Annotated in this window: 26 protein-coding genes and 1 tRNA gene; 18 read left to right on the top strand and 9 right to left on the bottom strand. The window is 65.4% G+C overall.

Going from position 1 to position 26,656, the window contains the following annotated elements:
- The first annotated feature begins 29 nt into the window (after positions 1-29).
- From ACTAQI_RS01295 to ACTAQI_RS01330, 8 genes are all read left to right on the top strand, one after another.
- Positions 30-1,496: an NAD(P)/FAD-dependent oxidoreductase gene (locus tag ACTAQI_RS01295; protein ID WP_457949010.1), complete on the top strand. Its 1,467-nt coding sequence runs from the start codon at positions 30-32 to the stop codon at positions 1,494-1,496.
- A 113-nt stretch (positions 1,497-1,609) separates the two neighbouring features.
- Positions 1,610-1,683: transfer RNA gene (locus ACTAQI_RS01300), tRNA-Leu, on the top strand.
- Positions 1,684-1,930: 247 nt separating this feature from the next.
- Positions 1,931-3,163: a branched-chain amino acid ABC transporter substrate-binding protein gene (locus ACTAQI_RS01305; protein WP_457949011.1), complete on the top strand. Its 1,233-nt coding sequence runs from the start codon at positions 1,931-1,933 to the stop codon at positions 3,161-3,163.
- Between the two features lie 152 nt (positions 3,164-3,315).
- Positions 3,316-4,323: a branched-chain amino acid ABC transporter permease gene (locus ACTAQI_RS01310; RefSeq protein WP_457949012.1), complete on the top strand. Its 1,008-nt coding sequence runs from the start codon at positions 3,316-3,318 to the stop codon at positions 4,321-4,323.
- The gene (locus tag ACTAQI_RS01315; RefSeq protein ID WP_457949014.1) at positions 4,320-5,567 is read left to right on the top strand and encodes a branched-chain amino acid ABC transporter permease; all 1,248 of its coding nucleotides are present in this window, start codon (positions 4,320-4,322) and stop codon (positions 5,565-5,567) included. The genes ACTAQI_RS01310 and ACTAQI_RS01315 overlap by 4 nt, the downstream gene beginning before the upstream one ends.
- A complete protein-coding gene (locus tag ACTAQI_RS01320) occupies positions 5,564-6,511 on the top strand; it encodes an ABC transporter ATP-binding protein (protein ID WP_457949015.1) in 948 nt (315 codons plus the stop codon). The genes ACTAQI_RS01315 and ACTAQI_RS01320 overlap by 4 nt, the downstream gene beginning before the upstream one ends.
- Positions 6,498-7,211, top strand: a complete 714-nt coding sequence (locus tag ACTAQI_RS01325; protein ID WP_457949017.1) for an ABC transporter ATP-binding protein — start codon at positions 6,498-6,500, stop codon at positions 7,209-7,211. The genes ACTAQI_RS01320 and ACTAQI_RS01325 overlap by 14 nt, the downstream gene beginning before the upstream one ends.
- 151 nt (positions 7,212-7,362) lie before the next feature.
- Positions 7,363-8,283, top strand: coding sequence for a Bax inhibitor-1/YccA family membrane protein (locus ACTAQI_RS01330; RefSeq protein WP_457949019.1), 921 nt, complete (start codon positions 7,363-7,365; stop codon positions 8,281-8,283).
- Between the two features lie 105 nt (positions 8,284-8,388).
- Here ACTAQI_RS01330 and galK read toward each other — a convergent pair whose 3' ends face one another.
- Both galK and galT read right to left on the bottom strand, forming a co-directional pair.
- Positions 8,389-9,576 (bottom strand): galactokinase, encoded by a 1,188-nt coding sequence (galK, locus tag ACTAQI_RS01335; RefSeq protein WP_457949020.1) that lies wholly within the window; start codon positions 9,574-9,576, stop codon positions 8,389-8,391.
- A complete protein-coding gene (galT, locus tag ACTAQI_RS01340) occupies positions 9,573-10,730 on the bottom strand; it encodes a galactose-1-phosphate uridylyltransferase (RefSeq protein ID WP_457949022.1) in 1,158 nt (385 codons plus the stop codon). The genes galK and galT overlap by 4 nt, the downstream gene beginning before the upstream one ends.
- Before the next feature lie 100 nt (positions 10,731-10,830).
- On the opposite strand from galT, the gene ACTAQI_RS01345 reads away from it, so the two are divergent.
- Genes ACTAQI_RS01345 through ACTAQI_RS01360 form a run of 4 tightly spaced genes read left to right on the top strand, consistent with a single transcriptional unit; the run spans position 10,831 to position 15,055 of the window.
- Positions 10,831-11,793, top strand: a complete 963-nt coding sequence (locus ACTAQI_RS01345) for an aldose 1-epimerase family protein (protein WP_457949023.1) — start codon at positions 10,831-10,833, stop codon at positions 11,791-11,793.
- A 35-nt stretch (positions 11,794-11,828) separates the two neighbouring features.
- Positions 11,829-13,175 (top strand): AI-2E family transporter, encoded by a 1,347-nt coding sequence (locus ACTAQI_RS01350; RefSeq protein WP_457949024.1) that lies wholly within the window; start codon positions 11,829-11,831, stop codon positions 13,173-13,175.
- A 3-nt stretch (positions 13,176-13,178) separates the two neighbouring features.
- Complete coding sequence (gene ilvA, locus ACTAQI_RS01355; RefSeq protein WP_457949026.1) at positions 13,179-14,417, top strand: threonine ammonia-lyase; 1,239 nt, start codon at positions 13,179-13,181, stop codon at positions 14,415-14,417.
- Between the two features lie 8 nt (positions 14,418-14,425).
- On the top strand, positions 14,426-15,055 hold the full coding sequence (locus ACTAQI_RS01360) for a rhomboid family intramembrane serine protease (RefSeq protein WP_457949028.1): 630 nt from the start codon (positions 14,426-14,428) through the stop codon (positions 15,053-15,055).
- Positions 15,056-15,161: 106 nt separating this feature from the next.
- On the opposite strand, the gene greA is transcribed toward ACTAQI_RS01360, so the two are convergent.
- Both greA and ACTAQI_RS01370 read right to left on the bottom strand, forming a co-directional pair.
- A complete protein-coding gene (gene greA, locus ACTAQI_RS01365; RefSeq protein WP_457949030.1) occupies positions 15,162-15,656 on the bottom strand; it encodes a transcription elongation factor GreA in 495 nt (164 codons plus the stop codon).
- Positions 15,657-15,807: 151 nt separating this feature from the next.
- Complete coding sequence (locus tag ACTAQI_RS01370; RefSeq protein ID WP_457949031.1) at positions 15,808-16,266, bottom strand: DUF4307 domain-containing protein; 459 nt, start codon at positions 16,264-16,266, stop codon at positions 15,808-15,810.
- Between the two features lie 128 nt (positions 16,267-16,394).
- Here ACTAQI_RS01370 and mca point away from each other — a divergent pair, with 128 nt between their 5' ends.
- Together mca and ACTAQI_RS01380 are read left to right on the top strand one after the other, a co-directional pair.
- Positions 16,395-17,300, top strand: a complete 906-nt coding sequence (mca, locus tag ACTAQI_RS01375; RefSeq protein WP_457949032.1) for a mycothiol conjugate amidase Mca — start codon at positions 16,395-16,397, stop codon at positions 17,298-17,300.
- 97 nt (positions 17,301-17,397) lie between these two features.
- Positions 17,398-17,739: a hypothetical protein gene (locus ACTAQI_RS01380; protein WP_457949034.1), complete on the top strand. Its 342-nt coding sequence runs from the start codon at positions 17,398-17,400 to the stop codon at positions 17,737-17,739.
- 33 nt (positions 17,740-17,772) lie between these two features.
- On the opposite strand, the gene trhA is transcribed toward ACTAQI_RS01380, so the two are convergent.
- The gene (gene trhA / locus ACTAQI_RS01385) at positions 17,773-18,516 is read right to left on the bottom strand and encodes a PAQR family membrane homeostasis protein TrhA (protein WP_457949036.1); all 744 of its coding nucleotides are present in this window, start codon (positions 18,514-18,516) and stop codon (positions 17,773-17,775) included.
- A 148-nt stretch (positions 18,517-18,664) separates the two neighbouring features.
- Between trhA and ACTAQI_RS01390 the strand changes: the two genes are divergently transcribed.
- Positions 18,665-19,426 carry an isoprenyl transferase gene (locus ACTAQI_RS01390; RefSeq protein WP_457950961.1) on the top strand — a complete coding sequence of 254 codons (762 nt, stop codon included), beginning with the start codon at positions 18,665-18,667 and terminating at the stop codon, positions 19,424-19,426.
- Between the two features lie 239 nt (positions 19,427-19,665).
- Positions 19,666-21,084: a PhoH family protein gene (locus ACTAQI_RS01395; RefSeq protein WP_457949037.1), complete on the top strand. Its 1,419-nt coding sequence runs from the start codon at positions 19,666-19,668 to the stop codon at positions 21,082-21,084.
- A 456-nt stretch (positions 21,085-21,540) separates the two neighbouring features.
- Here ACTAQI_RS01395 and ACTAQI_RS01400 read toward each other — a convergent pair whose 3' ends face one another.
- Positions 21,541-22,188, bottom strand: coding sequence for a GNAT family N-acetyltransferase (locus tag ACTAQI_RS01400; RefSeq protein ID WP_457949039.1), 648 nt, complete (start codon positions 22,186-22,188; stop codon positions 21,541-21,543).
- Between the two features lie 43 nt (positions 22,189-22,231).
- A complete protein-coding gene (locus ACTAQI_RS01405) occupies positions 22,232-23,026 on the bottom strand; it encodes a hypothetical protein (RefSeq protein ID WP_457949040.1) in 795 nt (264 codons plus the stop codon).
- 60 nt (positions 23,027-23,086) lie between these two features.
- Between ACTAQI_RS01405 and ACTAQI_RS01410 the strand changes: the two genes are divergently transcribed.
- Together ACTAQI_RS01410 and ACTAQI_RS01415 are read left to right on the top strand one after the other, a co-directional pair.
- Positions 23,087-23,632 (top strand): prepilin peptidase, encoded by a 546-nt coding sequence (locus tag ACTAQI_RS01410; protein ID WP_457949042.1) that lies wholly within the window; start codon positions 23,087-23,089, stop codon positions 23,630-23,632.
- A 41-nt stretch (positions 23,633-23,673) separates the two neighbouring features.
- Complete coding sequence (locus tag ACTAQI_RS01415) at positions 23,674-24,144, top strand: NUDIX hydrolase (protein WP_457949044.1); 471 nt, start codon at positions 23,674-23,676, stop codon at positions 24,142-24,144.
- A 22-nt stretch (positions 24,145-24,166) separates the two neighbouring features.
- Here the strand turns inward: ACTAQI_RS01415 and ACTAQI_RS01420 are convergent, their stop codons facing one another.
- On the bottom strand, positions 24,167-25,849 hold the full coding sequence (locus ACTAQI_RS01420) for an MDR family MFS transporter (protein ID WP_457949045.1): 1,683 nt from the start codon (positions 25,847-25,849) through the stop codon (positions 24,167-24,169).
- Positions 25,846-26,517, bottom strand: a complete 672-nt coding sequence (locus ACTAQI_RS01425) for a TetR/AcrR family transcriptional regulator (protein ID WP_457949047.1) — start codon at positions 26,515-26,517, stop codon at positions 25,846-25,848. The genes ACTAQI_RS01420 and ACTAQI_RS01425 overlap by 4 nt, the downstream gene beginning before the upstream one ends.
- Positions 26,518-26,656 lie beyond the last annotated feature (139 nt).

Here is a 26,656-nt window from a genome sequence, read left to right on the forward strand (position 1 = left end):
ATTTTCACAAACTCCTGTATCCTTAAACAATGGCAACCACCCCACAGCTCCAGGACCGTCCCAGGGTACTCGTCGTCGGCGGCGGGTACGTCGGCCTGTACGTAGCACTGAAACTGCAGAAGAAGATCGCGAATGCCGGTGGCATCGTCACTGTCGTCGATCCCCTGCCCTACATGACTTACCAGCCCTTCCTCCCCGAGGTTGCAGGCGGCAACATTGAAGCGCGCCACGCGGTGGTGTCCCACCGCCAGCACCTCAAGCAGACGGAACTGATCCAGGGCCGCGTCACCTCGATCGACCACGTCAACCGGACGGCAGTGGTGGCTCCTGCCGACGGCGGCGAGAACTTCGAGGTTCCGTACTTCGACGTGGTGCTCGCAGCCGGCGCCATCACCCGCACTTTCCCCATCAAGGGCCTGGCGGACAAGGGCATCGGCCTGAAGACCATCGAGGAAGCCGTTGCCCTGCGCAACAAGCTGCTGGAGCGCATCGAGGTTGCCTCCACCACGACGGACCCCGCTGCCCGAGCCAGGGCCCTCACCTTCGTGGTGGTCGGCGGCGGCTTTGCCGGCATCGAGTGCATCACCGAAATGGAAGACCTCGCCCGCGCAGCAGTGCGCAACAACCCCCGCATCAAGCAGGAGGAAGTCCGCTTCGTCCTGGTCGAGGCCATGGGACGCATCATGCCCGAGGTCACCGCCAAGCAGGCCGACTGGGTAGTTGAGCACCTGCGCAGCCGCGGCATCGAGGTCCTCCTGAACACCTCGCTGGACAGCGCCGAAGGCGCCCTGAAGCTGATCAACCTCCCGGACAAGACCCCCGCCCAGGAATTCGAGGCCGACACCCTGGTGTGGACGGCAGGCGTTCAGGCGAACCCGATGGTCCGCTCCACCGACTTCCCGCTTGAGCCCCGCGGCCGCGTCCGTGTCCTGCCGGACCTGCGCATCTCCGGCGACGAGGGAATCGTTGAGAACGCCTGGGCAGCGGGCGACATCGCTGCTGTTCCCGACCTCACCGGCAAGGGCCTGCCGGACGGCACCTGCGTCCCCAACGCCCAGCACGCCCTGCGCCAGGCCAAGCGCCTGGCCAAGAACCTGTGGGCCTCCCGCTGGGACAAGCCGCTGACGGACTACAAGCACAAGAACCTTGGTGCCGTGGCCGGCTTCGGCGAATGGAAGGGTGTTGCCAACATCAACCTCCTGGGCCGGATCGGCCTCAAGGGCGGGCTCGCCTGGCTGGCCCACCGCGGCTACCACGGCATGGCCATGCCGACATTTGAGCGCAAGTTCCGCGTCATCCTGAACTGGATCATCGGCTTCTTCGCCGGCCGCGACACCACCCAGCTGATGGACCTGGACAACCCCCGCGGTGCCTTCGTCTCGGCAGCCACCCCGGCCCCCAAGCCTGCCGCTGCACCTGCAGCGGTTCCGGCCGGCGGCTCCGGTGCAACGGCCACCGCCGCTCCCAAGGAAACCGTGGCTGCCAACGCCAAGTAGCGCGTCTGTTCCACCACGCTTCACAGCGTCCGACGGCGGCTGTCCCCATTGCGGGGCCGGCCGCCGTCGGCGTTTCCAGCCAACGCGCCCCGGGCGGGTACCATTGACCCGGCGCCCCAGTAGCCCAATTGGCAGAGGCAGCGGACTTAAAATCCGCGTGTTGTGGGTTCGAGTCCCACCTGGGGTACAGATTGTCCCTTCCGCCGCCCACCAGGGCCCGGAGGCCAGGAAGCCGCCTGCAGTGCAGGCGGCTTCCTGCATTTAATTCCGCGGAGGAAATGACTGTTATAAGGCTGTGACCTCTGTCACTTAGTTTCGTGGCGTCTATGCACTAGCTTGAACCTAAATCAGGAATACCTGGTCCAATTCCGGGCGCCGAAGCGCCCCATTGATCCGCACGCGCATCGCATGGCCCTGTTTCGGAAGGCAGACAAATGTACCGAAAGAAAGTCCTCACCTCGTTGGCAGCGGCAGCCACATTCAGCATGCTGCTGTCGGCCTGCGCCAACCAGGCGGGCCCTGGCACCACCGAAAGCTCCGGCTCGTCCAGCAAGGTGAACATCCCCTCCATTTCGAAAGTCGATGTCCCTGCCGGAGCCGTAAAGCCCGCCGGTGACGGCAAGGCAACCTGCCCCGCGACCACCACCCTCGCCTACGCCGGCGCACAGACCGGCCCCAACGCCCAGCTCGGCGTCAATATCTTCAACGGCATCCAGTTGGCCATCGACCAGCACAACAAGGCCAACCCTGGCTGCCAGGTCCAGTTCAAGAAGTTCGACACTGAAGGCGACCCCAACAAGGCCACCGGCCCCGTCACCCAGCTGGTGAGCGAGCCGGACATCCTGGGTGTGATCGGCCTTCCATTCTCAGGTGAATCCAAGGCCACCGGCAACATCTTCGAGCAGAAGGGCCTGGTCCACATCACGCCGTCGGCCACCAACCCCGGCCTTACCGGCAACGGCTGGACCACCTTCTTCCGGGGCCTCGGCAACGACGCCGTCCAGGGCCCGGCTGCCGCCAAATTCCTCACCGGGAAGCTCGGCGCCAAGAAGGTATACCTGGTCCAGGACGACTCCGACTACGGCATCGGCCTGGGAACCTCCACCTCCGCCGGCCTGGGCAGCGCCTTGGCCGGGACGGAAAAGGTGACCACAGGGCAGAAGGACTTCTCGGCGGTCATCTCCAAGATCATGAACGCCAAGGCAGACGCGGTGTTCTACTCCGGCTACTACGCCGAGGGTGCCCCGTTTGACCAGCAGCTGGTTGGAAAGGGCTTCACCGGAACGTTCGTGGCACCTGATGGTGTCAAGGACGACCAGTTCATCAAGCAGGCCGGCGACGCTTCCAACAACGCGTACTTCACCTGCCCCTGCCTCCCGGGTGAGCTGATCCCGGAATTCGCATCGGCCTACAAGGACGTTTCCAAGGGAGCTGAGCCCGGAACGTACTCCATCGAAGGCTACGACGCCGCAACCGTCCTCTTGTCCGGCATCGACGCAGGCAAGCAGAGCCGTGCTGACCTGCTGGCCTGGGTCAAGTCCTATGACAAGGACGGCCTGAGCAAGCACTACAAGTGGGACGCCAAGGGCGAGCTCCAGGCCCCCACGGTATACGGCTACAAGGTGGAAAACGGAAAGATCGTTCCCGTCGGTCCCATCGGGGAGTAGCAACCACGCGTGAACCGGCTGTGGGGGCCAGCATTAGCGGGTCCCCACAGCTTTTTCTTCGCCTGGCAGCAGCCCAGGCCAAGCTACGTCAATAGACACAAGTCCCACGGCCGGGCCCACAAGGCCGCGTGCAACTGGATCAGGATGTTCCCATGCTTCCCTCTCTTGTCCCACTACTCCCGACGGAAAACGACTGGATCACCTTCGACATACCGTCCCTGGCCCAGAATTTCTGGAGTGCCACCTTTGACGGCCTCACATTCGGGGCCATCTACGCGCTCGTAGCGCTGGGGTACACCCTGGTTTACGGCGTCCTGAACCTGATCAACTTCGCTCACTCGGAAGTCTTCATCGTCGGCTGCTACGCAGTCTTTTTCACCCTCAGCAGCCTGGGCTTCGGTCCCTCCGTCCCCAGGCTCGACATCTGGGCCATCATCCTGAACCTGCTGCTGGCGCTGGTCCTGGCCATGGTTGCGTCGGCCGTGACAGCCTTCCTGCTCGAGCGGATCGCGTACAAACCCCTGCGGCAACGGAACGCACCCCGACTGGTCTTCCTGATCACTGCCATCGGCGCTTCCTTCACCATCCAGTACCTCATCTACCTGTGGCGTGGCCCCAGCCCCGAACTGGCCCTGACCATGTTCCGGCCCACGCCCATCTTCGACGTCTTCGGCACCATCATCGATTCGCAGCAGCTGGTGATCATCATCGCCGCAGTAATCATGATGGTCGGCATCGACAGGTTCATCAGCAAGTCGCGCACCGGCCGCGGCATCCGGGCTGTTGCCCAGGATCCTGACACCGCCACATTGATGGGTGTCAACAAAGAGCGCATCATTATTACCACCTTCGTCATCGGAGGCCTCCTCGCAGGAGCTGCCGCCTTGTTCTACGTCATGAAAATTCCGTCCGGTGTCCAGTACAGCGGTGGTTTCGTCCTGGGCATCAAGGCGTTCGCAGCTGCTGTGCTCGGCGGGATCGGCAACGTCCGCGGGGCGCTGCTCGGCGGCCTGCTGCTGGGCCTGATCGGCAACTACGGTCAGATCCTGCTGGGCAACTCGCAGTGGACCGACGTCGTGGCGTTCGTGGTGCTGGTGCTCGTGCTGCTGCTGCGGCCCGAGGGCATCCTGGGCACCTCCCTTGGAAGGAGCAAAGCATGAGCATGACGGACGGCCCCACGCCGCTGCAGACAGCGGCCGCCCAGCAGGCAGCCGAGGAACGCGAAGCTTCCGGGAAAGCCGCGGGAAAGAGCGACCTTCGCCAGCGGGGCAAACGCAAGTCCGGGTACTTCTCCGACCGGTGGCACGCATTGTCCCGGCAGCAGCAGTGGGCGTTCCTGGTCATCGTCGTCGTCCTGGCCTACCTGCTCCCGCTGATGAACCCTCCCATCATCACCACCGAGCCCGGCAACAACTTCGCCCTGGCGTGCTTCGACATGGCACGGTTCGCGCTCATCGCCGTCGGCCTCAACGTGGTGGTGGGCTACGCCGGCCTGCTGGACCTGGGATATGTCGCCTTCTTTGCGGTGGGTTCCTACTGTGCGGCCATGCTGACCAGTCCCGACTCACCCTTCCTGCACATCCCGTACCTGTGGACCATCCCGATCGCCATGGCGGTCACCATGTTCTTCGGCGTGGTGCTGGGCGTGCCCACCCTGCGCCTCAGGGGTGACTACCTTGCCATCGTGACGCTCGGGTTCGGTGAAATCGTCCGTATCCTGGCGACCATCATTCCAGCCATGAAAGGCCAGGTGGGTTTCCAGAACGTGGGCCACCCGCCGGGCACCGAGGCTGACGGAACGCCTATTTTCTCCAACTCGAACGGCGTGCCCTGGTACTGGCTGACCCTGACCATCATCATCATCGTCACCCTCCTGGTGGGCAACCTGGAACGCAGCAGGGTGGGCCGCGCCTGGATCGCCATCCGTGAAGACGAGGATGCCGCCGAAATCATGGGCGTTCCCACGTTCAAATACAAGGTGTGGGCTTTCGCCATCGGCGCTGCGATCGGCGGCCTTTCCGGCGCCCTCTTCGCCGGACAGGTGGGGTTCGTCAACAACCAGAAGTTTGACGTCACCACGTCCATCCTGTTCCTCGCCGCAGTTGTGCTGGGCGGCGCCGGCAACAAGGTAGGCGCCATTTTGGGCGGAGCCCTGGTCAGCTACATCCCGCTGAGGTTCACGGCCATCGCAGAGTACAAGTACCTGATCTTCGGAATCGCCCTGGTGCTGATCATGATCTTCCGTTCCCAGGGGCTCCTCCCGGCGCGGCAGCGGTTGCTCGCCTACGGCCGGACCGCACTGAACAAGGTCACCAGCCGCGAGGGTACGGAGCCGAAAGACACGAACAATCCACCCGCCGGCCCCGAGGGCCGCGTAGCCGGACAGAGAGGAGCGGAGGCATGAGCTCCGAGGAAACGCACTCCGGCTCCAGCAGCGTGGAGGAGCAGCGGGCAGATAACGGTGCCGCCGTTGTTGCGCCCGAGATCGACATTGAAGCCCTGGCCGAGGCCGGCGTGGACCAGGAACTGGCCGAGAAGGTGGCGCCGGACCGCGATATCGCGGTCAAAGTTGGCGACAACATCGTTGAGGTGCAGAACCTGACCATCAAGTTCGGCGGCCTCGTGGCGCTGGACAACATCAGCTTCAACATCAAGCGCGGTGAGATCCTGGGGCTCATTGGGCCCAACGGCGCCGGCAAGACCACCTGCTTCAACGCGATGACCGGCGTCTACAAGCCCACCAGCGGGAAAGTGGTGCTGGAGGGCCAGGTCCTGAACGGCATCAAGCAGCATAAAATCACCCGACTGGGCCTGTCCCGCACGTTCCAGAACATCCGGCTGTTCGGTGAGATGACCGCCCTTGAGAACGTGGTGGTGGGCCTGGACGCCCGGCACCGCACCAGCGTGGGCGGGGCACTGCTGCGCCTGCCCACCCACATCAGGGAGGAGAAGTCGGCCATCGAGCGCGGCATGGCCCTGCTGGACTTTGTGGGCATCGGCAGCCACGCGCATGTCCTTTCCAGGCAACTGCCGTACGGATATCAGCGGAGGCTCGAGATTGCGCGGGCACTGGCCACTGACCCAAAGGTGCTGTGCCTGGATGAGCCCGCGGCCGGCTTCAACCCGGCTGAGAAAGAGGAACTGATGGCGCTCATCCGCACCATCAGGGATGAGGGCTACACCGTGCTGCTGATCGAGCACGACATGAAACTGGTCATGGGTGTGACGGACCGGATCGTCGTGCTGGAATTCGGGAAGAAGATCGCGGACGGATTGCCACGCGAGATCCGCGAAGACCCGCGTGTTATTGCCGCCTACCTAGGAGAGCCTGAAGATGACGTTGCTTGAACTTGAGGGAGTGTCCGTCCACTACGGGCGGATCCAGGCCCTGCGGGACATCTCCTTCACCGTCAACGAAGGCGAAGTGGTGGCACTTATCGGTGCCAACGGTGCGGGCAAGACCACCACCATGCGGACCATTTCCGGCCTGCTGAACTGCTCCGAAGGCAAGATCACCTTTGCCGGCCAGGACATCACCAGGATGAAGGCCCACATCCGGGTGGTCCACGGAATTTCCCAGGCCCCCGAAGGGCGGGGGATCTTCCCGGGCATGACTGTGATGGAAAACCTCGACATGGGGACCTTCGGGCGCAAGGACAGGAGCGGGGTGGGGAAGGACCTGGACCGCGTGTTCGACCTGTTTCCCCGGCTGAAGGAGCGGGAAAAGCAGTACGGGGGCACCATGTCCGGCGGCGAGCAGCAGATGCTGGCCATCGGACGCGCCCTCATGTCCAACCCCAAGCTTCTGCTGCTCGATGAGCCGTCCATGGGCCTTGCGCCACAGTTCATCCGCCAGATTTTCAAGATCATTAAGGAAATCAACGCCCAGGGCACCACGGTCCTGGTGGTGGAACAGAACGCCAACCAGGCCCTGGCAGGAGCACACCGTGCCTTTGTACTGGAGACGGGGGAGATCACCCACAGCGGCACCGGCAAGCAGTTGCTGGAGGACCCCTCCATCAAGGAGGCCTACCTGGGCGTGGGATAGTCTGCCTGACGGGGCCCGGTGGCCGACAGGAGGCAACGGTCACGGTTCGGTTGCAACCGGGCCCCATGGGAACTTTCGCGGCGACCCCCACGTGGGAATTGGTAGCGTAACCACAAGCTCATCACCCACACCCACATGGAGGAATCCCGCAATGGCACTTGGCGGCAACCCGATCTTCAACGGAAAGAGTTTCCGTGGAGCCACCCAGGCACCGCCTGTACCGCAGGCTCCCTACGGCCAGCAGCCTTACGGCGGCCAGGCTCCCTACGGCCAGGCACCCTACGGCCAGCAGCCTTACGGCCAGCAGGGCTGGGGCACGCAGGGCTGGGGCACGCAGCCCCAGAGCATGACCGACGAACAACTGCGGCAGATGTACAGCCAGCCGTCGGCCGGCCCCGCGGACACCGGCCGGATGACGTTCGACGACGTCATCATGAAGACGGCGGCCTGCCTTGGCGCCGTCTTGGTAGGCGCAGCCATCACCCTTACCGTGGGACTGCCGCTGGCTTCCATGCTGATGATTGTCGGTGCCCTGGGCGGGTTCGTGCTGGCGTTGGTCAACACCTTCAAGAAACAGCCGTCGCCGGCCTTGATCCTGGCGTACGCGGCACTGGAGGGCCTCTTCCTCGGCGGGCTCACCCGGATCCTTGACACGCAATACCCGGGTGTCGGGCTGCAGGCCGTGATCGGCACCCTCTCGGTGTTCGCCGTGACCCTGTTGCTCTTCAAGAGCGGCAAGGTCCGCGCCACACCGAAGGCCATGCGCTTCTTCATGATCGCACTTGGCGGCTACGCACTCTTCTCCATCGTCAATCTCGTCATGATGCTGACGGGCGTAACGCAGGAGCCCTTCGGCCTGCGGAGCGGGATGTTGGGCGTTGTCATCGGCCTGCTGGCCATCGGCCTCGCTGCGTTCTCGCTGATCATGGACTTCACCAGCATCGAGGAGGGCGTCCGCAGCGGAGCCCCGCAGCGCTTCTCGTGGACTGCGGCCTTCGGCCTGACTGTCACGCTTGTCTGGCTGTACGTGGAGATCATCCGCCTGCTGGCCATCCTGCGCGGCGACGACTAGGCACTGCGGCAGCTTCCGCCGTCGTAAACCAAACAACCGTGGGCCCCATCAGACTGGTGGGGCCCACGGTCGTTAACTGCTGCCGGCCTCAGGCCGTTCGGCGCGCTAGGCCACGCGCATGGCTCCGGCGGCAGGGGAGACGGTGAAGATATCCGGCGCCCTGTAGCCGGCGTCGGCAAAAGCCTTGGCGACGGCGTCACGCACCTTGGGTACGGAATCCACGGGAGTCAGCGCAATCGCCGCTCCGCCAAACCCGCCGCCGGTCATGCGGGCACCAATGGCCCCGTTGGCACGGGAAGTGTCCACGGCCAGGTCCAGTTCCGGGCATGAGATTTCGAAATCGTCGCGCATGGAGGCATGGCTGGCGTCCAGCAGGGGACCGATGGCACTGGGGCCGGGGCCGGCCAGCAGCTCCACGGTCTGGAGCACCCGGTCATTCTCGGTGACCACGTGCCGAACCCGGCGGAAGGTGACCTCATCCAGCAGCCCGCTGGCCTCCTCGAGGTCCGCCACCTCCAAGTCCCGGAGAGCCTTAACTCCCAGGACTTCCGCGCCCAGCTCGCAGGATGCCCGCCGCGAGGCGTAGCCGCCGTCGGCGTGCGAGTGCGACACCTTGGTGTCGATCACCAGGAGCACCAGGCCGGCTGGTTCCGTCTCAAACGGGACCAGTCGCGCGGTCTGGTCACGGCAGTCCAGGAAGACGGCGTGGCCCGTTGAGCCGCGCAGGGACGCGGACTGGTCCATGATGCCCGTAGGCGCCCCGACGAAGTCGTTTTCCGCCCGCTGGGTTGCCAGCACCATGTCTTCGGCCTCCAGCCCGGCGCCCGTGAGATCGTTCAGTGCGGTGATGACGGCGCATTCGATGGCGTGCGACGACGACAGGCCGGCACCCAGTGGGACATTCGAGTCAAGGAGCAGGTCCAGCCCGGGAACGTCAATGCCCCGCTCCCGGAGCGCCCACATGACGCCCAGGGGGTACTTGGTCCAGCCCTTGGCTGTTCCGGGCTTGAGGGAATCGAGCGAGGTGGTCACCACGCCCTGGTCACCGTACGTGGACAGGAGCCGTACGGTGGCGTCCTGGCGGACGGATACGGCCACCCTGGCGGTGCGGTCGATGGCGAAGGGGAGGACAAAGCCCTCGTTGTAGTCGGTGTGTTCGCCGATGAGGTTTACCCGTCCCGGCGCCTGCCATACGCCGTCGGGAGCGCTGCCGAACTCTTTCTCAAAGCGGTCGCTGAGATCCTGCGGTGCGGCAGTTGCGGCTTGGTTGTGGTCCTGGTTCCGGGTGCTCATGCGGATGCTCCTTCCGGGCTTGCCGCCATGGCGGCAACTGGCGTGGACGACGGCGGGACGGCAGCATTGCGCAGCCGTTCGGCCACGCTTTCGGGGGTGGTGTCGTTGATGAAGGCGCCCATGGCTGCCTCCGACCCGGCCAGGTACTTCAGTTTGTCGGCTGCCCTTCGCGGCGAGGTCAGCTGGAGGTGGAGGTAGCCTGCCGGCCGCAGGAGATCATCCAGCGGGGCCTGGTGCCAGGCGGAAATGTAGGGAGTGGGCGTGGGGTACAGGGCGTCAACCCGCTTGAGCAGGTCCAGGTAGACCTCTGCCAGCTCATCCTTTTCCTCCCCGCCCAGTGCGGCGAGATCGGGAACCTGGCGGTGCGGGACCAGGTGGATTTCCAGGGGCCACCGGGCGGCGAAGGGCACATAGGCGCTGAAGTGCGTGCCTTCCATGACCATCCTGCTGCCGTCCTCCCGCTCAGCGCGCAGCAGCGAACCGGTCAAGGTTTCCCTGCCGTCCTTTGCGTCGTAGTACTTCCGGGCTGCCACGCCCAGGACGCCCGCGCGCGGCGTGACGTAGGGGTAGGCGTAGATCTGCCCGTGCGGGTGGTGCAGTGTTACGCCGATGTCAGCGCCGCGGTTTTCGAACGGAAACACCTGCTTGATGCCCGCCATGGCACTGAGGGCAGCCGTGCGCTGCGACCACGCTTCGATCACGGTCCGGGACCGCGCCTGGCTGAGCCCACTGAAGGCTCCGGTGTGCTCCGGGGTGAATGACACCACCTCGCAGCGGCCGTAGGCAGGGCCTTTGGTTCCCCAAGCAGCATCTTCCGGGACCGTCCCCAGTGCCGGCCCCAGGGAAGGGAACCGGTTTTCGAAGACCACCACGTCATAATCGGCGGCAGGAATCTCGGAGGCGTTTCCGGGGGTGGTGGGACAGATGGGGCACTGCTCTGCCGGGGGCAGGTGGGTCCGGGCCTGGCGGTGTGCGGCAACGGCCACCCACTCGTCCGTCAGCGCATCGAAGCGGACCTCGCCCGGTTCGCCCCGCGGGGGGAGGCCGCGGTGGTCCGTGGTGAGGTGTTCGGCGCGCGAGGTGCTGGTGCCGGCATCGTCGAAGTAGATCAGCTCCCGGCCATCGGAGAGTCTGGTGCTGGTAATCCCTGTCATGCAAAAAGTGTGGCATAAACGATCAAGAATGAATAGTTTACAACAAAATGTAACAGGCGGGGGATGGAGGTGCGGCGCCGCCCGTTGTACGGTAATCCCCATGACTGCCTCTTCCGAACAGGAAACTCCCGCCCCTGCCCGCGCCCGGTCCTGCGCCACCGGCCGGCAATACGAGATCCGCCGGGGCGACGCCGTAGCCGTGGCAACCGAGCTCGCAGCCGGACTCCGCTCGTTCAGCCGGGGTGGGGTCCTGCTGACCGAGACCTACGGCGATGATGAGATTTCCCCCGGCGGTGCAGGCATCACGCTGGCACCGTGGGCCAACAGGGTGGAGGACGGGCAGTGGTTCCTCGACGGGAAGAAGCAGCAGCTGGACATCACGGAAGTGTCCCGCAACAATGCCAGCCACGGCCTGCTTCGAAACACCGGCTACGCTGCGGTGGCGGAATCACCGCACGCCGTGGCGCTGGAGGCCACCGTCTTTCCGCAGCACGGCTACCCTTTCCTGGTGCGGCACCGGGTGGAGTACCAGCTTTCGGAAGACCTTGGGCTGCACGTCCGGCAGACCCTCACCAATGACGGTGCGGCAGCCGCGCCTTTCGTCCTGGGCGCACACCCCTACCTGCGGGTTGGTGACACACCGGTTGAGGAACTGCAGCTGACCGTTGCCGCCGACACCCGGCTGGTGACCGATGAACGCCTGATTCCGCGCAGTTCGGCCCCTGTTGACGGGGACGTTGACTTCCGCAGCGGGCGGCACATCGCAGACCTGGCGGTGGACGTTGCCCTGACCGACCTCCGCTACGAGGACGGAAGGGCCCGGCACACCCTTGCCGCCGCCGACGGCAGCCAGGTCTCGCTCTGGCAGGATGAAGCCTGCCGCTTCGTCCACATCTACGTGAGCACCGTGTACCCCGGCCGGACCCGGGCAGTAGCGGTGGAGCCCATGACGGGGCCGGCGAATGCGTTCAACTCCGGTGACGGCCTCCGGTGGCTGGCGCCCGGGGAGTCGTTCAGCATGGAATGGGGCATCGACTATACGGCGGGCGCGGCCGGGCGGTAGTTTGCATTGGGCCGCTGCTGGGGAAGTATGGGGATATGACGCCACAAGAGGACGACGTTACCCTTGCCCAACCAGTACCGGCCCACCCAACTCCCGCCACGGCCACGGCCACGGCTGCGCCCCTGCGGGTCCTAACCGACCGTGAGCTGGACAAGGACATACCCTATGGCATCCGCATAGCGGCCTCCTGGTCGTGGCGGCTGGGCCTGATCCTCCTGATGGCGGGGATCCTGGTGTGGCTGCTCAGCCACATCACCCTCCTGATCATCCCGGTCATGGTGGCCGCACTCCTTGCGGGGCTCCTCAGCCCGGTCACGGGATGGCTGAAGCGGCGCGGACTCCCGGCCGGCCTGGCCGTCGCCGCAACAATCCTTGGGTTCATCGGCGTCATCGCCGGTGCACTGGCCCTGGTGGGCAGGCAACTGGTGGTCGGTTTTGGCGAGCTCTATTCCCAGGCACTCGAAGGCGTGCGCCAGGTCCAGGACTGGCTGTCGGCGGGCCCGCTGCACCTCACCGCCGATCAGATCGACCAGTACGTTAAGGAAGCCACCGACGCACTGCAGAACAACAGCAGCAGCATCCTCAGCGGTGCCCTGTCCTTTGGCAGCACGGCCGGGCACTTCGCTGCCGGACTGCTGCTCTCGCTGTTCATCCTGATCTTCTTCCTCCTGGAAGGTGACCGGATCTGGGCATTCCTTGTCCGGTTGCTTCCCCGAAAGGCCCGCGCCGCCGCCTTCGGCGCAGGCCGCAAGGGCTGGGCGTCCATGGTCAGCTACGCGCGCATCCAGATGTTCGTCGCGGCTGTCGACGCGCTGGGGATCGGGGTGGGCGCGGCCATCATCGGTGTTCCGCTTGCCCTGCCCCTGGGCGTGCTGGTCTTCCTCGGCTCGTTCATCCCGGTGGTGGGCGCCCTGTTGACCGGCGTCGTGGCCATCCTGCTGGCCCTGGTGGCCAACGGCCCCGTCAACGCCCTGATCATGCTGGCAATCGTCCTGCTGGTCCAGCAGCTTGAGGGCCACATCCTGCAGCCCCTGGTCATGGGCAAGGCAGTGTCGCTCCACCCGGTGGCGGTAATCCTCAGTGTTGCTGCGGGCTCCTACCTCGCCGGCATCCCCGGAGCGCTGTTCTCCGTACCCATCCTGGCCGTAGCAAACTCGGCCGTTCGCTACATCGCCGCAAGAACGTGGGAACATGAACAGGTGCCGGTAATTGCCGGGAGGCCCATCACAGCCGGAGTGGGCGGGGACAACACCATCGAGGACGTTGAACCGCCGTCTTCATCCGAATCCGTGAAGGCCCCCGCGGCCGGCGCGTCATCCGAGCCCCGTGATGCCCGCACCGCCTCCCCGGAGGGCACCCGGGCAGAACCCAGAGGAGAGTAGTCCGTGAAGATCCTTGAAACCCTTCCCGTCACACTGGACGATGTCCTGGAGGCGCAGAAGCTGCTTGACGGGATCATTGCGCGCACCCCGGTGGAATCGTCGCGGGCGCTGGGGGGCATGGTGGGCGGCGACGTCTATTTCAAGTGCGAAAACCTGCAGCGCGCCGGCTCGTTCAAGGTGCGCGGCGCCTACGTGCGGATGGCACGGCTCTCCCCGGAAGAGAAAAAACGGGGAGTGGTGGCAGCCTCTGCCGGCAACCACGCACAGGGCGTTGCCGTGGCTGCCAAAAGCCTTGGCATCAAGGCCCGCATCTACATGCCTCTGGGCGTAGCACTGCCCAAGCTTGCCGCCACCCGCAGTCACGGTGCCGAAGTCATCCTGCACGGGCACAACGTGGACGAGGCACTCGCCGAAGCCCAGCGCTACAGTGACGAAACCGGCATGGTCTTCGTCCACCCGTTCGACAACGTGGACGTGGTGGCAGGCCAGGGAACGGTGGGCCTGGAAATCCTCGAACAGGTCCCCAACGTTGACACAGTCCTCATGGGTGTGGGCGGCGGCGGACTCCTGGCAGGGGTCGCCGTCGCCATCAAGGCCCGTGCCAGGGAACTGGGCCGGGAGATCCGCATCATCGGCGTCCAGGCGGAGAACGCTGCCGCCTACCCGCCCTCGCTGGCCGCCGACGCGCTGGTACCGCTGAAGCGGGTCTCCACCATGGCTGACGGCATTGCCGTGGGACGCCCCGGACAGCTGCCCTTCAGCATCATCCGCGAGCTGGTGGACGATGTTGTAACCGTCAGCGAAGACTCCCTGGCCCGCGCGCTGATCTTCCTGCTGGAACGGGCCAAGATGGTGGTGGAGCCCGCAGGGGCAGTGGGTGTGGCTGCCCTCATGGACGGCAAGATCGAGAACCCCGGGACAACGGTGGCCGTGCTTTCCGGCGGCAACATCGATCCCATGCTCATGCTCAAGGTCATCCAGCGCGGTCTCTCCGCGGCGGGACGATACATGACCGTACGGATGATGCTTGACGACCGCCCCGGTTCCCTGGCGACCATTGCCCGCATCATTGCCGAAAACGATGCCAACGTCACCGGCCTGGACCACACCAGGGTGGGAGGCTCCATCAGCATGGGTGACGTCTCCATCACCGTGAACCTGGAAACCAAGGGCCACCAGCACGGTGAGCAGGTCCTCAGCGCACTCCGCGCCGAGGGCTTCCAGCCGATCGTTGTGCACTAGGAGCGGCCATGGCCGGACCGAATAACGGGCTGACTGGTACGGGAGGCGTCCCCGGGCGTCAGACTGTCGCGTCGCGGGCCAAGGGCGGCCTGGTGGTGCTGGGCGGCTTCGTGGCCCTGTTGTTCGCCATCGAAGTGGTCAACACAATGATGATGGGCGCCCTTACCCGGACTTTCGGGCTGCGGCCCAGGAGCGCCGACGGGCTGCTGGATATCTTCACCTTCCCGCTCCTGCACGCCAACCTCAACCATCTGCTCTCCAACAGCCTGCCCCTGGTCATTTTCGGCTTCCTGGTCTTCCTCTCCGGGCTGCGCGTGTTCCTCACCGCGCTGGCCTTCAGCTGGCTCGGCAGCGGACTGACCGTCTGGCTCCTCGGCAACGGTGTCACCGTAGGCGCCTCAGGCCTGGTCTTCGGACTCTTCGCGTTCCTCCTGGTGCGCGGGTTCTTCAACCGCAGCTGGCGGCAGATCCTGCTCGCCGTGGTCCTTTTCATGGGCTACGGGAGCATCCTGCTTGGAGCCTTGCCGTTCGTGGCCGGCTACGTCAGCTGGCAGGCGCACCTGGGCGGCGCCGCGGGCGGGGTAGTGGCGGCCCTCCTGCTTCGTCCCCGCACCCCTGCGCTCCTGCGGGAGCCCTGACCCGGTCCTGCCGCCCTGAGGCAGCGCATATGCAAAAGCGGCGGCCGTCCCCTGGTGGGGGACGGCCGCCGCTTTTTGCCGGAATGGCTAAGTGCTTGTCCTGGTGCTAGCCGACGTAGGGCTTGGCGGAGAGGATCTCCACCTTGATGTCCTTGCCGTTCGGCGCAGCGTAGCTGAGGCTCTCGCCCTCCTTGTGGCCCAGGATGGCCGCACCAAGGGGAGACTTCTCGCTGAAGACATCCAGGTCCGAGTCGCCCGCGATTTCGCGCGAACCCAGCAGGAACGTCTCCTCGTCGCCGGCAATCCTGGCAACCACAATCATGCCCGGCTCCACGATGCCGTCATCGGCAGGCGCTTCACCCACATGGGCGTCCCGGAGCAGTACCGTCAGTTGGCGGATGCGGGCTTCAATCTTGCCCTGCTCCTCCTTGGCTGCGTGGTAGCCCCCGTTTTCCTTGAGGTCCCCCTCTTGCCGCGCTGCTTCAATCTTCTGGACGATCTCCGCCCGGCCTGCGCCGGAAAGGTGGTCCAGCTCTGCCTTCAGGCGGTCAAAAGCTTCCTGGGTAAGCCAGGCTGCAGATGCGCTGTTGGTGGTAGACACGGACTTCTCCTCTAGTGGTCTTACATGCAAAAGACCCCGCCACGGTGGCCACTTGTGGAACAGTAACCAGCTCAGCGGGGTGAAGGTATCTCTCCATTGTAGTCAATCCGCTGGAGATAACCCAACAAGCAAGCGTTGCGCATCACATCTCCTACGACGTCCCGCCGGGGATCCAACAGCTGTCCACCACGCCGGACACGGAAGCCGACTCCGTGCGCAACGTGACGCGCTGGGCGACTGTCCTGCCGCCGTCGGCTGTTCCATCCGCCGCTGATGGGGGAATGTCCACCACTTTCCAGCCCACCACCGCGAACTTGGAGTCCAGCGCCTTCACCGCGCACTTGACGGGGTTGGCCGGTTCCCTGGTGACCTGGAAGTCCACTTCCGCAAGCGTGGCGTCGGTGGTGCTGTAGCCCACGTCCTTGAATGTCACCCCGGAAAGCGAATTGGATGTGGTCACCCACGCCAGGAACCCGATTCCCGCAACCAATGCAGCGCCGATGGCAACCCGGGCGGCCTTAGGGGAGAGCCGGCGCTTCTTAGCACCATACCGATTGGCTAGGCTAGTGTCTGCGGGCGCGGATTGGGCAGGCTGGTCCGGGGAAGTCACCAGACCAGTTTAGTGCCCTTTCCGCCGGGCTCTTTGCGGTGGCTGCAGCTGCCGCAGGGCAACGTAACCGCGACAGACATTCGTAAGCTGCCTCAAGCCGCGCAAGACAATAAGGAGCCGTCCCTTCCATGACAGCGTCCAGCAACTCCCAGGTGCCGCTCCGGCTGCTCGCGGTCCACGCCCACCCGGATGACGAATCCAGCAAGGGCGCTGCGACCATGGCCATGTATGCAGCTGCCGGCGTTGATGTCCTGGTGGCAACGTGCACGGACGGGTCCCGCGGCGACATCCAGAACCCCGCCATGGAAGGCGTGCCGCATCCCAAGCGGGACATGGCCGGTGCCCGCAGGCTGGAGATGCAGCAGGCCGCCACCGTCCTGGGCATCCGCCAGCAGTGGCTCGGATTCGTTGACTCCGGCCTCCCCGAAGGTGACCCGCTCCCGCCGCTGCCGGCCGGCTCCTTTGCCACCCTGCCCCTGCAGCAGGCCGCGGCGCCCCTGGTCCGCCTGGTGCGGTCCTTCAAGCCGCACGTGATCCTCAGCTATGACGAGAACGGCGGCTACCCCCACCCGGACCACATCATGGCCCACCGGGTGGCCGTGGAGGCCTTCGAAGCGGCGGGGGAGCCGGAACGCTACCCGGAAGCGGGGGAGGCCTGGGAGCCAAGCAAGCTCTACTACGACCGCGCCTTCAGTCCCGAAAGGTTCCGGGCGCTGCACTTTGCGCTGGAGGAGGCGGGCCTGCAGTCGCCGTACGCAGAGCGCCTGGCGGCATGGCTGGAGTCCGACGCCGAGGGGCACACTCCGCCCCCGGCCACGCACCCCACCACCACCCAGGTGGACTGCGGCGACTTCTTCGAAACGCGCGACGACGCGCTGCGCGCCCACCGTACCCAGGTGGACCCCCTGGGGTTCTTCTTCGCTGTTTCGCCAGACATGCAGCGCAGGGTCTGGCCGTGGGAGGACTATTCCCTGATCCACTCCCGGGTGCGGTCCGAACTCCCCGAGAAGGACCTGTTCGCAGGGCTAAGATAGACAGGGCAGGCATTTCTATCTTGCGTAGAAGACTGGCGCGGCGACGGGCCGTTCCTTCCGCTTCCTGCTGCATCCGTTCCACCAGAAGGTATTAACCGTGCATTCTCTGCTCCTCCGCCTCGCCACCACGCCGAGCCCGCTGCCCACTCCGACGCTCCGGGATGGAATTTCCGAGGACCAGGTCACGCCGGGCCTCCTGGGGTTCATCATGACGGCCTTCTTCGTTGTGGCAACCGCCCTGCTCATTGTGGACATGGTGCGGCGCATCCGCAGGGTCCGCTACCGTGCCCAGGTTGAGGAAGAGCGCATGGCGGCGGCTGCCGCGGCGGACGTTGAGGCCGCGGACGCCCAGGACGGGCTCGACGGCGGCACGCACCCGGCAGCGCCGGACGCCAACGGAAACGGCCCGGCCGACGGTCTTTCGCGGCCCCGCGAATAAGGGAGCCGGGGGACTCCCTCGGCTGGGGCAGCTTTAGGCAAGGACCGCCAAGGCGATCGCCACGAAGTGCGCCGCGAAGGCCAATACGGTGAACGCATGGAACAGTTCGTGGAAGCCGAAGTGGTGGTAGCTGATATTGGGCTTCTTCAACGCGTAGAAAACAGCGCCGGCAATGTAGAGGGCGCCGCCCACGCAGATCAGCACGGCCGCGGGAACGCTGGCCTGGAAGAACTGCGGCAGGTAGAAGAGCGCGCCGCAGCCCAGCGCGATGTAGATGGGTACGTAGAGCCAGCGCGGCGCATCAGTCCACAGCAGCCGGAACAGCACGCCCAGGATGGCTCCCGCCCAGATGACCCAGAGAAGAACCACCGCCTGCTGGCGCTCCAGGAGTGTCCAGGCCAATGGCGTGTAGGTACCGGCGATCACCAGCATGATATTGGTATGGTCCAGCCGCTTCAGGACAAGCTTGACCCGCGGAGACCAGTTGCCGCGGTGGTAAACGGCGCTGACGCCGAACAACAAAACGCCCGTGGCCGCGTAGATGGCAGATGTGATCCGGCGGTCCGCCGTGGGGGCGAGGGCAACCAGGATGATCCCTGCGGCAAGGGCCAGGGGGGCCGTGACGGTGTGGATCCAGCCGCGCCATCTCGGCTTGATCATCAGGAGTTCAGCCAGGCGGACCGCGGCGTCATCTACTGCAGTGGGCGCCGGTTCCGCCGCGGCATTTCGGTCCTCCGGCCGGGGCGCCGGGGAGGCCTGCGGAGAGTCGCTGTTCATGGCACCAGAATAACTTACGGAGCGGTAAGTTACTGATCGGTAACATCGTTCAGCGCTCTGCCCTGCGATGCTGCAGGTCCCGGAGTGCTGCTGGCGGTAGCCTAGGATGTGGATGTACGTACGGCAGGAAAGTCAGGTGAGTGGACGCGTGGAGTTGCCCGGGTTCCTCTATGGCTACTACGAGCGCCGGCTGCTCAAGGACCTGCCCCGCGACCGCATTCCGCGCCACATTGGCGTCATGGTGGACGGCAACCGCCGCTGGGCCAAGCAGTTCAACGCCCCCACCGCCCAGGGCCACCAGGCCGGCGCGGACAAAATCCACGAGTTCCTGGGCTGGTGCCAGGAACTGGGTGTCAAAGTCGTCACGCTGTACATGCTGTCTACGGACAACATGAACCGCTCCAGCGAGGAACTTGACCTTCTGATGGGGATCATTGCCAACACCCTTGACCGGCTGGACGAGGACGCCAACATCTCCGTGCATGCCATGGGTGCCCCTGAGCTGCTGCCGGACTACCTGGCCGAGCGCCTTAACAAGCTCACCGCAAGGACCCCCGTCCGGGAAAAGATCCACGTCAACGTGGCGGTGGGATACGGGGGCCGCCGGGAGATCGTCGACGCCGTCCGCGAGCTCCTGCACGACGCCGTCGACAAAGGCAAGGACATTTCCAAACTCGCCGACGACCTCTGCGTCGATGACATCTCGCGCTTCCTTTACACCCGCGGCCAGCCGGACCCGGACCTGGTGATCAGGACCTCGGGGGAGCAGCGCCTCTCCGGCTTCCTGATGTGGCAGAGCGCCTACAGCGAGTTCTACTTCTGCGAGGCCCTGTGGCCCGCCTTCCGCAAGGTCGACTTCCTCCGCGCCCTGCGCGACTACGCCGGCCGGCAGCGGCGCTTCGGCGCCTGAAACCCCAGGTTCATAACGAGTTCATACACCTGCAAGGGAAATCGCCGCGTAATGGTTGCGGAAATTACCCGGAGTGGATTTACGTTATATCCATCAGCTGGCAAAACCGCCGGCTGATCGGGGAGGCCAGTACATGGAGCGAAACATCGCGCCGGTTGTATGGGAGGCCGGACCCGGCCTCGTGGCCGAGCCGCCTCACCAATAACAATTCCGGGCTGGCGCCCGGGGCTGGAGTCGATGTGGCTACTTCTGAACAACTGCCCGAGGTCCTGTTTGGACAGGGCGGAAAAGCTACCTCTCGCGCCGAGCGAGCCACCTCTGAAACCGGCGCAGCAACTGATGCTGCGGCCGGTTTTGTTGTCTCCGGAAGGGAAGCCGACATCCACACCTTCGTCATCGACACCTCCGTCCTGCTCTCCGACCCGCGGGCACTCCTGCGGTTCGCCGAACATGAGGTGGTGGTTCCCGTCGTGGTCATTACCGAACTCGAAGCCAAGCGGCACGATCCAGAACTCGGCTACTTCGCCCGCAACGCCCTGCGTCTCCTGGACGACCTCCGGGTCAAGCACGGCGGCCTCAACCAGCCCCTTCCCATCGGGGATGAGGGCGGCACCCTCATGGTGGAACTCAACCACATCTCCGCAGAGGTGCTGCCGTTAGGCTTCCGCAGCGGAGACAATGACAGCCGCATCCTCGCCGTCGCCAAAAACCTTGCCAACGAGGGACGCAACGTCACGGTAGTTTCCAAGGACCTGCCCATGCGGGTCAAGGCCTCCGCCATGGGGCTCACTGCAGACGAGTACCGCAACGAACTGGTCAAGGACTCCGGCTGGACGGGCGTTGCCGAAATCGAAGCGGACGAACAGCAAATCGCCACACTCTACGGGCACGAACCCGTCTTCATCCCCGCCGCCGCCGAACTGCCCGTCAACACCGGGCTGGTGCTGCTTTCCAACCGGGGCTCCGCACTGGGCCGCGTGGGCGCCGACAAGCAGGTGCGCCTGGTCAAGGGCGACCGTGACGTGTTTGGCCTCCATGGCCGTTCCGCCGAGCAGCGGCTTGCCATCGACATGCTGATGGATCCTGCCGTCGGCATCGTTTCCATCGGAGGCCGCGCCGGCACCGGCAAATCGGCGCTGGCCCTGTGCGCAGGCCTTGAAGCCGTGCTGGAACGCCGCGAACACCGGAAAGTAATCGTCTTCCGGCCCCTCTACGCAGTCGGCGGCCAGGAACTCGGCTACCTGCCGGGCTCTGAATCCGAGAAAATGAACCCGTGGGCGCAAGCCGTCTTTGACACCCTCGGCGCCCTGGTCAGCCAGGAAGTGGTGGAGGAGGTCATGGACCGCGGCATGCTCGAGGTCATGCCGCTCACCCACATCCGCGGCCGTTCCCTCCACGACGCCTTCGTGATTGTCGACGAGGCCCAGTCCCTCGAAAAGAACGTCCTCCTCACGGTCATGAGCCGGATGGGACAGAACTCCAAGATCGTGCTCACCCACGACGTCGCCCAACGTGACAACCTGCGCGTCGGGCGCCACGACGGAATCGCCGCCGTCGTCGAAACCCTGAAGGGACACCCGCTCTTCGGCCACATCACCCTCACCCGCTCGGAACGTTCACCCATCGCAGCACTCGTCACCGAACTGCTCGAGGGCTAAATCACCTAAGCAAAGGGCCGTGGTCCGGTTCGCCCGGCCACGGCCCTTTTCGTGCGTGGCAGGGGCTGGTTCCGCTGGGAAGTTACGTACGCAGGACCAAGGCTTTTCGCCGTCGCTTAGACACCTCCCGCCGCGCCGCTCCGGTCGCTGGGCGACCTGCGCAACGCTTTGGTCGGCGATGCGCTCCTAGCGAAAAACCTTGGCCCTTCTTGTGCCAGCGCACCTCCTGTCCGACTGACTTCATGAGGGCCGGCGCGTCTGGCGGGCACGCTATTGGTGGACTGAGGCACCAGCCGGGTCGCAGTCCTTCTCGTAGGAGCGCATCGCGACGCATCGGCCGGCGGAGGTCGCCCAGCGACCGAAGGTGGCCCTATGCGTTGTGTCTAAGCGACGGAGAAGGGCTGTGGCGCGGCGTCCGGAACCACTATGGGGGCGGACGAACCCAGCCGCGGCCCCTCAGGTGATCTTCAGGAACTTGGCCGCTGCTTCGTGGCCCTCTACCTTTAGCTTCCACTCGGGCCTCTTGAACGTTTGCGGGGCGACGCGGACGTGCTGGAGTGTTTCGACTTTTGGGCCCCAGGCTTTGCGGGTGGTGCCGTTGAGTTCGTAGCCGAGGGCGCGGGATACGCCCAGGGAGGCGCTGTTCCAGTCGGCGGCCTCCGACTCGGCGACTTCGGCGCCCAGCCAGTCAAAGGCCCAGAGCACGACGGCGGCACGCATCTCCGTGCCAAGGCCGCGGCCCTGGACGGACTGCTTGAGCCAGGAACCGGTGGTGACTGTCTTCAGCACCGCGAAGTCCTTGGCACCGACGTCCTGGCAGCCGATGAACTGCCCTTCGTGCCAGATGCCCAGGAGCAGGGTCCAGTTCTCCGGCGTGAACTCCCCGCGGCAGCGCCAGTACCAGCGGGCCATGTTGGCGCCCAGCTCGTCGTCGGGCAGCTCCGTCCACGGCGTGCTGAACGGGTTCCTGGCGGCATCGTGGATTCCGCTGCGGGCGGCGTCGACGGCTGCCGGGATGTCCTGGTCAGTGATGGGACGGAGCTCCAGGCGCGGTGTGGTCAGCCTGAGGTCGAACAGGGGCCAAATGGAGCTCATCGTCGTCATCCGCGAAGCCTAGCCGAAGCACGCCGCGGTGAAGTTGTCATACCTACGCCGGAATGTCCCAGCTGATGTGCCGGCGGACATCGGTGAGGTTCATGGACTGGGCCAGGAACAGGTCATCAAGCATGTACTCGTCCACGGCGATGATCCGGATCCAGTGGCCATATCCTTCTGTTTCCGGTTCCAGCGACCGGCTGGACACGCAGACGCCGGTGCCCACGTCCACGCGGAGGAGGGAACTGCCGGGGAGGCACAGGGGAGCGGCAGGATCGGCGGGGCGGTACGCGGCGTTGGGGGCCACCTCCGCTTCAAGCACGGGCCGTCCTTCGTGGTCGGCATACCGGACATCCCGGATGTCCAGCGCGTTGCTGCCGGGAAACTCGATGGGCACCGGGGCTTTACCCGCGAGCTCCACAGGGTCCAGCGCAGCCGAAAAGCGGCCGTTGCCGAACCCGGGCTCACCGTACGCGGCTTCGGGCCGGCGGCGCACCAGCCCGCCGTCATCGTACACGGGGGTGACCAGATGCGGAGGCAGGAGCCAGGACTTGCGCGTGGCACTCACGTAGAAAGCGTCCCTGGAATCGTTAATTCCCGTGGTGCTGTGCAGGACCAGGCGCTCCGGGCTTTCCAGGCGGAGCGCACCCGGACGGCGCAGCCAGGCGCGGACGAAGGGTGCGCCCGGAGAAGGCGCTGACGCGAAGGCCTGGTCCCAGTACTCAAACCGCAGCGACTGCCACATCCAGGGGGAGGACCGGCACAGGTTCCGGAAGACGGCAGCCAGGTCCGCCGGGGCGGCAGGAGGGTCCGGAGCCGGGCTACGCCGGGAGTCCCAGGTCGACATATCCACATTTTACGCGGGGGTGCTACGGCCGGAATGGGTGGATCCAGTAGCATCCGAGGGGTGATCGGACGACTCGGTGAACTCTGGCAGCACACCCCGCTTGCCTTCTGGCTGGTACTGGCGGCCTGCCTGTACTTTGCGGTGATGGCGGTCCGGCTGACCGTCATCGACGTCCGGCACCACCTCCTGCCCAACCGGATCGTTTTTCCGTCGTATGCGGTGGCCGGGGCGCTCCTCCTTGCGGCGGCAGCGGTTGCCTGGGCCAGTCCGCTTCCGGCCGGCGGCGCTACCGGCGCGATCCTGGCAGCCCCGGCCCTCCGCGTGGTGGCCGGGGCCGGGATCCTGTGGCTGTTCTATTTCATCCTCCGGTTCGTCTATCCGCCGGGCATGGGGTTCGGCGACGTCAAGCTCGCAGGAGTGCTGGGCATGTACCTTGGCTACCTCAGCTGGGGGCACCTGTTCGCAGGGACCTTCCTGGCCTTTTTGCTGGGAGGCCTGTGGTCCCTGGCCCTCCTTGCAGCCCGGCGGGGGACCTTGAAATCGTCCATCCCGTTCGGGCCGTTCATGCTCGCCGGGGCAGCCGCCGCCATGCTGCTGCCCGCCTGAGCTGCACGGCGTCCGGCATGGGTGTTGGATAGGCTGGCGCTATGCCTGCACCCGAATACGTCCTGAAGCTGCGCAAGAAAATCGGCAATGATCCCCTCTGGGTTCCCGGGGTCCGCGGCGTGGTAGTGGATGACGACGGCCGGATCCTGCTGGCCCAGCGGGCGGACAACCGCCAGTGGGCGCTCATCAGCGGCATGCTGGACCCGGGGGAACAGCCGGCCCGAGGCCTGGTCCGTGAGATCTTCGAGGAAACGGCCGTCGTGGCCGAGGCTGAACGCGTGGTGTCCGTGGGCGCCGTGGGTCCCGTCACCTACCCCAATGGCGATGTCTGCGAATTCCTGGACGTGGTGTTCCTGTGCCGCTACGTCTCCGGCGAAGCAAGGGTCAACGACGACGAATCCCTGGCCGTTGGCTGGTTCGGCCTGGACGAACTTCCCGCACTCATGCCCGGGCACCTCACCAGCATCCGCCAGGCGCTGGCACGCTCCGCAGCCGTCCACTTCGAGCCCTGAAAAGCCAAGCGTCCGACGTCGGTCAGCGGCCGTGGGAGACCAGCTCGCCGTCGTCGTCCTTCACATCTGACGCGTTCCCGACGCCCGACGCTTCCCGCACCTCCGCTGCGCCGCCGGCGGCGAGCCGCTCGGCTTCCTCCCCGCCGACAGCCTCGCCACGGGCCACCATACCGGCGGTGTCCGACAGCGGGATCTGCTTCAGCGTGAGGGCCAGCAGCAGTGCCACGGCAATGAACGGCAGCAGGTACCAGAACACCGGCGCCAGCGAATCCGCGTAGGCGTTCACGATGGCATCACGCAACTGTGACGGCAGCTGGCTCAACGCCTGCGGATCCAGCGTCCGGGTGGACTGCCCGGCCTGCTCGGCAGAGGCTCCCGCACCCGTGAAGGCATTGGTCAGGGCCTCGGAGAGGCGCGTGGTGAAGATCGACCCGAACACCGCCACACCCATGGCGGCGCCCACCTCACGGAAGTAGTTGTTGGTGCTGGTGGCGGTGCCGATCTGGTCAGCCGGCACCGAGTTCTGGACCACCAGGACCACCACCTGCATGATCAGGCCGAGCCCGGCCCCGAAGACGAACAGCTGCAGGCAAATGACCCAGATGGGGGTGCTGGCGGCGAGCGTGGTCATCCACAGCATGGCCGCCATCGTGAAGACGGCACCCAGGATGGGAAACATCTTGTACTTGCCGGTCTTGGAAATCCGGATGCCCGAGTAGATGGACGTGCCCATGAGCCCGGCCATCATGGGCAGCATCAGCAGCCCGGACTCGGCAGCGGACGTGCCCGAGGACATCTGCAGGAACGTGGGGACAAACGCGATGGCGGAGAACATACCAAGGCCCAGGGTGAAGCCGATCGCGGTGGCATTGATGAAGATCCGGTTCCGGAACAGGCTCAACGGGATAATCGGGTCCTCAGCGCGGCGCTCCACCATGACGAACGCGGCGGCCGAGACCAGCAGGCCCGCTCCAAAGGCCCAGGTGAGGGGCGAATCCCAGCCTTCATCTTTCTTGCCGCCAAAGTCGGTGAAGAAGATCAGGCAGGTGGTGGCCGCGGACAGCAGCAGCACTCCCAGGATGTCGATCCGCTTCTCGGCCTTCTTGTTCGGCAGGGTCAGGGCAAACCAGGCAATGGCAAACGCGGCAAGGCCAACCGGGATGTTGATGTAGAACGCCCATTCCCAGGTGAGCTGGTCCACGAAGAAACCGCCCAGCAGCGGGCCGGCCACGGCGGAGAGGCCGAAGATGGCGCCCAGCGGGCCCATGTATTTGCCGCGGTCCTTAGCGGGAACGATGTCCGCGATGATCGCCTGGGAGAGGATCATGAGACCGCCGCCGCCCAGGCCCTGGATGGCGCGGAAGATGACGAAGCCCCAGAAATCCGAGGCTAAGGCGCAGCCCACCGACGCCAGGGTGAAGAGCGCTATGGCCACGAGGAAGAGGTTGCGCCGGCCCAGGATGTCACCGAACTTGCCGTAGATGGGCATCACGATGGTGGTGGCCAGCAGGTAGGCGGTGGTGATCCAGGCCTGGTGCTCCACGCCGCCGAGCTTGCCCACGATGGTGGGCATGGCGGTGGAGACGATGGTCTGGTCCAGGCTGGACAGCAGCATTCCGGCGATCAGCGCGGAAAAGATGATCCAGATGCGTTTTTGGGTCAGCAGCAGGGGCCCGGCCGGCGCCTTGGTGGTGGCGGTACTCATGATTGTCCTTCTGGGGCGGTGGAACCAGGGATATCGAACGGTTGTGAAAACAGGACGCTGGCTGCGGAAATGTTTTCCAGCAGCCGGTCCGGGTAGCTGCGCGTATTGCCGTCGGAGAAGTACGCCATGCTGCTCTTGCGGGCGATGGTGCTGAGCAGCACCACGGCCATCTGCACCACGGGGTGGTCCGCGGCCACCCCTTCGCGGCGGGCAACGTCCCTGGCGAACTGGGCTTCCCGCTGCTCCGTCACGCCGATGATCCGGAGGATTAGCTGGGGTTCCTTGCGGACCACCCCGATGAGCTGGCGGGTGTCTTCTTCCGAAGCGGACATGCCCTCGGCCAGGCGGAGCGAGAGCTTCACCAGGTCGCGGAACAGGGTGGGGGAGATCTGGCCTGCCGGTGAGTCCGCTCCGCCGGCAACGAATTCGTCGATGACGTCCGAGGGAATGTCGTCGTCCGCGTGGCCGATGATGGCGTCTTCCTTGGTGGGGAAGTAGTTGAAGAAGGTCCGGCGGGAGATGCCCGCGGCCTCGCACACTTCCTCCACGGTATAGCCGGTGAGTCCGTGCTCGGCGGTCATGCTCCGCGCGGCAGCAGTGATGGCGCGCCGGGTGGCAGCCCGCTTGCGTTCACGCAGCCCGGGGTCGGGAATTGCACTATCACTCATAGGGTAAAGTTTTGCACTTTGTAATATTTAGTGCAACTTTATGCCTTGACCCGGAGATGGACCTTAAATAACGACGGCGGCCGGCGCCTTTCGTACGAAAGGTGCCGGCCGCCGTCGGGCGTTCCATTGTTGCCGGGCG

The organism is Pseudarthrobacter sp. alpha12b, from assembly GCF_054130495.1.

Bases quoted from the DNA above. Each gene is read 5' to 3' on its own strand.
- ACTAQI_RS01295 (WP_457949010.1), top strand. From the start codon at position 30: ATGGCAACCACCCCACAGCTCCAGGACCGTCCCAGGGTACTCGTCGTC.
- ACTAQI_RS01305 (WP_457949011.1), top strand. From the start codon at position 1,931: ATGTACCGAAAGAAAGTCCTCACCTCGTTGGCAGCGGCAGCCACATTC.
- ACTAQI_RS01310 (WP_457949012.1), top strand. From the start codon at position 3,316: ATGCTTCCCTCTCTTGTCCCACTACTCCCGACGGAAAACGACTGGATC.
- ACTAQI_RS01315 (WP_457949014.1), top strand. From the start codon at position 4,320: ATGAGCATGACGGACGGCCCCACGCCGCTGCAGACAGCGGCCGCCCAG.
- ACTAQI_RS01320 (WP_457949015.1), top strand. From the start codon at position 5,564: ATGAGCTCCGAGGAAACGCACTCCGGCTCCAGCAGCGTGGAGGAGCAG.
- ACTAQI_RS01325 (WP_457949017.1), top strand. From the start codon at position 6,498: ATGACGTTGCTTGAACTTGAGGGAGTGTCCGTCCACTACGGGCGGATC.
- ACTAQI_RS01330 (WP_457949019.1), top strand. From the start codon at position 7,363: ATGGCACTTGGCGGCAACCCGATCTTCAACGGAAAGAGTTTCCGTGGA.
- galK (WP_457949020.1), bottom strand. From the start codon at position 9,576: ATGAGCACCCGGAACCAGGACCACAACCAAGCCGCAACTGCCGCACCG.
- galT (WP_457949022.1), bottom strand. From the start codon at position 10,730: ATGACAGGGATTACCAGCACCAGACTCTCCGATGGCCGGGAGCTGATC.
- ACTAQI_RS01345 (WP_457949023.1), top strand. From the start codon at position 10,831: ATGACTGCCTCTTCCGAACAGGAAACTCCCGCCCCTGCCCGCGCCCGG.
- ACTAQI_RS01350 (WP_457949024.1), top strand. From the start codon at position 11,829: ATGACGCCACAAGAGGACGACGTTACCCTTGCCCAACCAGTACCGGCC.
- ACTAQI_RS01360 (WP_457949028.1), top strand. From the start codon at position 14,426: ATGGCCGGACCGAATAACGGGCTGACTGGTACGGGAGGCGTCCCCGGG.
- mca (WP_457949032.1), top strand. From the start codon at position 16,395: ATGACAGCGTCCAGCAACTCCCAGGTGCCGCTCCGGCTGCTCGCGGTC.
- trhA (WP_457949036.1), bottom strand. From the start codon at position 18,516: ATGAACAGCGACTCTCCGCAGGCCTCCCCGGCGCCCCGGCCGGAGGAC.
- ACTAQI_RS01400 (WP_457949039.1), bottom strand. From the start codon at position 22,188: ATGACGACGATGAGCTCCATTTGGCCCCTGTTCGACCTCAGGCTGACC.
- ACTAQI_RS01405 (WP_457949040.1), bottom strand. From the start codon at position 23,026: ATGTCGACCTGGGACTCCCGGCGTAGCCCGGCTCCGGACCCTCCTGCC.
- ACTAQI_RS01415 (WP_457949044.1), top strand. From the start codon at position 23,674: ATGCCTGCACCCGAATACGTCCTGAAGCTGCGCAAGAAAATCGGCAAT.
- ACTAQI_RS01420 (WP_457949045.1), bottom strand. From the start codon at position 25,849: ATGAGTACCGCCACCACCAAGGCGCCGGCCGGGCCCCTGCTGCTGACC.
- ACTAQI_RS01425 (WP_457949047.1), bottom strand. From the start codon at position 26,517: ATGAGTGATAGTGCAATTCCCGACCCCGGGCTGCGTGAACGCAAGCGG.